Genomic DNA, 3,483 nt, shown 5'->3' with positions numbered 1-3,483 from the left:
GGGCGCGATCACCCTGTTTTCACCTAGGCCCCGCTTCAATCCAAGGCCGGGAACGCCAAAGTTCGAATATTGGTAGGTGAACTCCAGGTCGCGGGCGTTGTAGGCGGATTCGGATATGCCCCATGGAAGGCCGAGTTTCGTCGCGTAGGCGATCTGCCGGCCAACGATCAGTCGGTTTGTCTGCTCCAGCAGGCTCCCCGCCGGCGCGCGCATGACGAGCGAGGGCATCAGATACTCGAACATGGATCCCGACCAGGAGACCAGCACGGCCGCGTGCGCGACAGGCGTCACGGAGCGGCCGAGGCGGAACCAATGCTTCGCCGCGACGTCGCCCTTGGCGATCGCGAACAAGCTGGCGAGCCGCGCCTCGGAGGCCAGGAGATCGTAACAGTTCTGATCGAGAACGCCTTCGTTGACGAGATATCCGATCGACAGCAATTGTCGGTCGGGATCGAGCAGGAAGCCGAACTCCATCGCCAGCGCCATCGACCGCGCCATGATTGCTAGAACGGTCAGCCTCTCGCGCTGGGCGACGGCCGCCTCGCCCGCTTGCACGAGATCCTGGCAGTGGGTCTCGATCGTGCTCGAGACCGCGCGCGCCCAAAGCAGCACATCCGCGCTCGGCCCGTCACTCCGTTCGATCGCCAGCGCGTTGGCGATGTCGACCATGATCTCGACATTGGCGCGAAGTCCGGCGAGCTGCGCCTGACAATCGATTTGCGAAAGCGCCACCTGATGCAAATCCGATGCGACCACGGCCAGCGCGTCGTCGAGTTGGTACAATGTCACAGTCTGGGTCTGGCGGCCGTCGCGCAGACGCACGCATTCGGCGCGGGTCATGTTGAGCGCGTCGGCGACGCCGCTGAAGCGCCGCGCCGCATTGAGGGGTCGATCCCTCCAATCCTCGCAGGCGTTGGCGAGCGCAATCAGATGCCCGGCGAGATTGCCGCTGTCGACCGTCGATATGTATCGCGGCTCGAGGGGCCGAAGATCTCGCGTATCGTACCAGTTGAAGAAGTGACCGCGCACGCGTTGCATGCGACCCATCGTGGCGAGCGTCGCCTCCAGCCGATCGATTGCCTGACCGGTTCCGATCCAGCCGAACTCACGCGCGCAAGCGACCGAAAGCAGATAGAGGCCGATATTGGTCGGTGAGGTCCGATGCGCGACCGCGGGCGCAGGATCATCCTGGAAATTGTCGGGAGGCAGCATGTTGTCGGCCGACCTGACAAAGGTCTCGAAGAACCGCCAGGTGCGGCGCGCGGTTCTCCTCAGCGCCTGCGCATCGGCGTCGGTCGTCGGCAGACGGGAGTCGGCGGCGGGAGGCAGGCTCACAAAGCGCGCAACGGCGGGCGAAGCCAGCCAGAGCGCGACGAAGGGAAGCGCCACCGGCGAGGACCCGTGGCGAGACGTCAGCGCGACCATCGCTGCAACCACCCCAATGACGATCGCGCCCGTCATTCGGCGAGCGAAGCCCGCGATATCGAGGCGAGGACGGGTTGTCGCCTGCGCGGCCGGAACCCATTCGAGTAGATGGCGCCGGCTGACGCCGAGGCGCCAGAGCGTCCGAGCGATCGCATCGGCCATGAGTCACGCCTGATCCGCCAGGAACGTGACGGTCAATGTCGAAAGGGTCAACGCAAGGCCCGCGTCGCCGCCGAGCGCGCGCATATGGCTCGACATCGTCACGCCAGGTCGACGTGGCGGAATGGCGGCCAGAACCGGAATGAGCGTCGGCAGCGCGATCGTCAGGACGACGAACAGCGTCCAGATCAACGCCACGTGAAGCGGCAGCGTCCAACCAACCAGCAAGGCGAGGATCGCGGCGGGCGCCGAGAGCGTGCGGCGCAGATTGTCCAGCATTTTCCATCGGCCGATTGCCGGAAGGACGCTCGGCGACGACACGGTTCTGGACTGCGACGGCCCCCGCCCAAAAATCCAGGGGAGCAATTGCCAGTCGCCGCGCGCCCACCGGTGATGACGAATGGCGCCGACGTCGTAGCGAGCGGGGAATTCCTCGACGACTTCCACATCCGAGGCGAGACCGGCGCGGGCGAACACGCCCTCGAAGAGATCATGACTGAGAAGAGTCGAATCCGGCGCACGGTCTGCGAGCGCAGCCTCGAACGCGTCGACGTCGTAGATGCCTTTTCCGGCGTAGGATCCTTCCCCGAACAGATCCTGATAGACGTCGGACACGGCCGAGGCGTAAGGGTCGATTCCGCTCACGCTCGAGAAGATTCGCTGGAACAGCGAGCCTTCGCGACCGGTCGGCAGCGACGGCGTAACGCGAGGCTGCAGGACGGCGTAGCCCTCGACGACCCGACGCCCGTCGGCGTCGAGGCGCGGCCGGTTCAGCGGATGCGCCATCTTGCCGATCAGGCGACGCACCGCATCGCGCGGCAATCGCGTGTCCGAATCGAGCGTCACGACGTAACGGACGCCAGCCGGGGCTGTTGGGGCGCCTAACCCCACGTCCATGAAAGTCGTGTCGGTCGCGCCGCGCAGCAGCCGATTAAGTTCGTGGAGCTTGCCGCGCTTGCGTTCCCACCCGATCCACCGCGATTCGCCTTCGTTCCAAATGCGGCGCCGGTGGAGAAGGAGGAAGCGCTGTCCGCCAGGCGCCTGGCCATAACGCTGGTTGAGTCGCGCAATCCCTTCCGCCGCCACAGCGACCAGCGCGGCGTCGCCGTCCGCATGTTCGTTCGCGGCGTCGGTCCAATCGGTCACCAGCGCAAAATGCAGATCGCCTTCCGGGCTCGCGAGGTGATGAATCTCGAGACGCTCGACCAGCTCCTCGATAGCCTGCGGGTTTGTGAGCAGGGTTGGAACAGCGACGAGCGTCCGCAATTCGGCGGGCACGCCATCGAGCAGATCGAGAGCTGGGAGAAGCGTCGCGGCAAAGCCGACGTTGACTCCGCGATTGACGAAAGCCACCGCGGCGTCGATTGCGGGGATGGCGCCAAGCACGCCGAGGAGGCCAAGAACCGCAAGGCCCGCTCCGGCGAGAAAGAGCGCGAGCAGCGGCGCGGCAAGAAGGATTGCGGCGACGACAGAAATCGCGGTCAAATAGCCGCTGATGCCGATCGATCGGTTGTTGCGCGCCGCCCGGTTTCGCAGGGGCGGGCGATATTGGATCGCTTTTTCGAAGGCGCCGCGCCCGCCCGCCAGCAGAATGTATCCCGTGTCGCCGCGTCGGGCCTGCTCCGTCGCCGGGGCCTCGGCCGCGGCCTCTTTTGCCGCGAGCACCGCCGCGGTGGCAATATCGAGCTCAGTGCGGTCCGAGCCGCGCGAAAGATCCTCGACGGCGCTGCGGTATAGCGTGCGCGTTGGAAAATCCATGCTCTCGAAGTCGCTGTCCGCCGCGAGAACTTCGTCGACGAGGCTCAGCCGCTCGAACAGTTGCTGCCAGTCGGCATCGGAAATCCGGCGCAAACTGGTAATGATGTTGCGAACGGAAACGTTCGCGGCGCCTTGCTGGCG

At 65.6% G+C, this 3,483-nt stretch carries 2 pseudogenes; both read right to left on the bottom strand.

Annotation, left to right across the window (positions count from 1 at the left end):
• Positions 1 to 1,587, bottom strand: a pseudogene (locus tag ACLP25_RS01915) (glycosyl transferase); the annotation flags it as partial.
• Between the two features lie 3 nt (positions 1,588 to 1,590).
• Positions 1,591 to 3,483 (bottom strand): annotated as a pseudogene (locus tag ACLP25_RS01910) (glycosyl transferase); the annotation flags it as partial.

It is taken from the genome of Roseiarcus sp., assembly GCF_052145395.1.
Lineage (GTDB): Bacteria > Pseudomonadota > Alphaproteobacteria > Rhizobiales > Beijerinckiaceae > Roseiarcus.
Note: the sequence above shows the minus strand (reverse complement) of the source record. Positions and strands in the feature narration are given on the sequence as shown.